Origin of the sequence: Massilia sp. Root351 (genome assembly GCF_001425045.1) — a bacterium.
Taxonomy (GTDB): domain Bacteria; phylum Pseudomonadota; class Gammaproteobacteria; order Burkholderiales; family Burkholderiaceae_D; genus Rugamonas.
Window position 1 is genome coordinate 1 of the sequence record NZ_LMDJ01000021.1, and the last position, 2,756, is coordinate 2,756.

Sequence of the window (2,756 nt, forward strand, 5' to 3'; positions counted from 1 at the left end):
GCCGATGATAGTGCTGCAACCAGTGTGAAAGTAGGTTATCGTCAGGCTAGTTATATGAAAAAGCCCCGCCAGTGATCTGGTGGGGCTTTTTTGCGTTTGCAGCCGAAAAAACAACTATTATCCTTTTGTTATCTGATAAGATTTTTGCAATATCAATTAGCAAAGGAGTTGACATGCGAACACGGGCAATCGGGCTGCTGGCGGCTGCAATGGTGACAACTGGCGTGGCGGCGGAGTCCTTCCGCAGCGACGTCACGCGCACCAGCTACGGTGTGGTGCACGTCAAGGCGGCGGATTTCCGCAGCTTGGGCTACGGGCTGGCTTACGCCTACGCAGAAGACAATGTTTGCATGCTGGCCGACACGCTGCTGACAGTGCGCGGCGAGCGCTCGCGTTATTTCGGCCCCGACCTGCACGCCACCAAACCGAAGAACGGGGAATACGGAGCGGCGCTTGATTTCATCGACCTGCGCAATGAGGACAGCGACTTCTTCTTCAAAGGCTATCTCGATCTGGAGCAACTGCGTGCCGGCTATGCTGCCAGCACCCAGGAAGTGCGCGATGTCCTGACCGGCTACGTGGCCGGCTATAACCGCTACCTGCGTGACCGCGCCGCCACGTTGCCCGCCGCCTGCAAAGGCGCCGCCTGGGTCAAGCCCATGAGCCTGGATGACATGTATTTGCTGATCGCTGAAAAAGCGCTGCATGCCACCGGTGAAGCGTTTGCCGGCGCAATTGTCGCCGCCGCGCGCGAACCGTCGGCCGCTGTTGTCCTGGCCAAGACCATGGCGCCGGCCAGCCGTAAAATCCCGATGGGTATGCCTGCCGGAGTGGGCAGCAACGGTGTCGCGATCGGCAAAGATGCCAGCGCCAACGGACGGGGGCTGCTGCTCGGTAATCCCCACTATCCATGGAACAGCGCGGACCGTTTCTACCAGATCCACCTGACAGTGCCGGGAAAGTACGATGCCATGGGCGCCAGCCTGGGCGGCATGCCCGCCGTGGTCATCGGCTTCAACAAGGACATGGCCTGGACCCATACTGTGACCAAGGCGGTGCATTTCACTACCTTCAAGCTCGACCTGGACCCTGCCGATCCCACCGGCACCACATATTTCTATGACGGCGCGCCGCTCAAGATGACTTCGCGCACCGTGTCGGTCGACAGCCTGCAGACTGATGGCACACTGGCATCCAGGCAGAAGACCTTCTACTTCAGCAAGCAGGGCGCGGTCATTGTTATGCCGGACGCGGGGGTGGACTGGACCGCCACTACCGCCTTCGTGCTGGGCGACGCCAACCGCAACAATACGCGCCTGGTGCAGCAGTGGCTGGCCATCGGCAAGGCGTCCAACGTCGCAGCGGTGAAGAGTAGCCTCAACGCCATCGCTGGCTTGCCGTGGGTGAACACGATAGCGGCGGACCGGGACGGTAACACGCTGTACATGGACGGCAGTGCCGTGCCGCATATGGGCGCGGACAAATTCCTGTCGGATTGCATGGTGTTACCGGCCCTGGTCGGCTTCGACGGCGCGCGCAGCGAGTGCGCATGGGGCCAGGATCCGGACACGCCCGCTGGGATTTTTGGCGGCGCCAATATGCCGGCGCAGGAGCGCCAGGATTACGTGGCCAATTCCAATGATGCCTACTGGCTCAGCAATGCGCGCGAATTCCTCACCGGTCCCGCACCTTATGGATACTCGCCGCTGTACGGCTCGACGGATGTGGAGCAGACACTGCGTACGCGCATCGGCTTCAAGCAGCTGGAATCCGCGCTGACCCAGGAGCGCTTCCTGAATACCGACGACTTGCAGCGCCTGATGTTTGCCAACCGCGTGCATGCCGCCGAGCTGGTCCTGCCCGAGCTGCTGCCGGCCTGCCTGGCATCGAACGACCGGAACCTGCTGCTGGCGTGCGCGGTGCTGATGATATGGGACCGTAAGGTCGATCTCGATAGCCGGGGCGCGGTGCTGTTCCGAGAGTTCTGGAATGTGGCTGCCGGCATCCCGGACAAGTGGGCCGTGCCGTTCGACGCTGCCGACCCGGTTAATACTCCGCGCGGCCTGGCCGCCGCAGCCAAGCCGGCCATGCTGGACGCGCTGCGCACGGCCGTGGCCAAGCTGAATGCACAGGGCGTGCCCCTGTATGGCCGACTTGGCGATTACCAGAATGAGATCCGCAACGGTAAGCGTTATCCGCTGCATGGCGGTATTGGCGACATCGATGGGTCCTACAATTCCATCAATATGGATGGGGAGCTGAAGGCTACGGGCTATACCAACGTCAACTGGGGGACCAGCTATGTGCAGGTGGTGGGCTTCGACCAGGCCGGTCCGGTGGCCAAGGGCTTGCTGGTCTACGGCCAGTCGGTCGATCCGAAGTCTGCGCACTATGCGGACCAGCTGCCGCTGTACGGACGCAAAGCGCTTTTCCGGTTGCCATTCACGGACACGCAGATCCGCACCGACGCAGGCTACAAGCATAAAGTGCTGACGGAAAATTAGTCTTGCAATTGCCGGGCGGGGGCGGCTATAATTCCGTCCCCGCGCTGCTGAACATCCGCAGCGCAGGATGAAGGAAAAAAACAGGGGTTGACGGATGAAGCGAAAAGCCCCATAATCTTCCTTCTCTGCTGCTGAACAAAACGCTTCAGCAAGTAACGCAGAATTCTTTAAAAATTWACARTCGATAAGTGTGGGCGTTTGATGATGATGCCGGAGGCGCAAGCCTCTTAGCTCAAATTATTAAACGCTCAA

At 60.3% G+C, this 2,756-nt stretch carries 1 protein-coding gene; it reads left to right on the forward strand.

The window, feature by feature from the left end:
- Positions 1–173: 173 nt before the first annotated feature.
- Positions 174–2,504 (forward strand): penicillin acylase family protein, encoded by a 2,331-nt coding sequence (locus ASD15_RS17250; protein WP_082551900.1) that lies wholly within the window; start codon positions 174–176, stop codon positions 2,502–2,504.
- Positions 2,505–2,756: the final 252 nt, after the last annotated feature.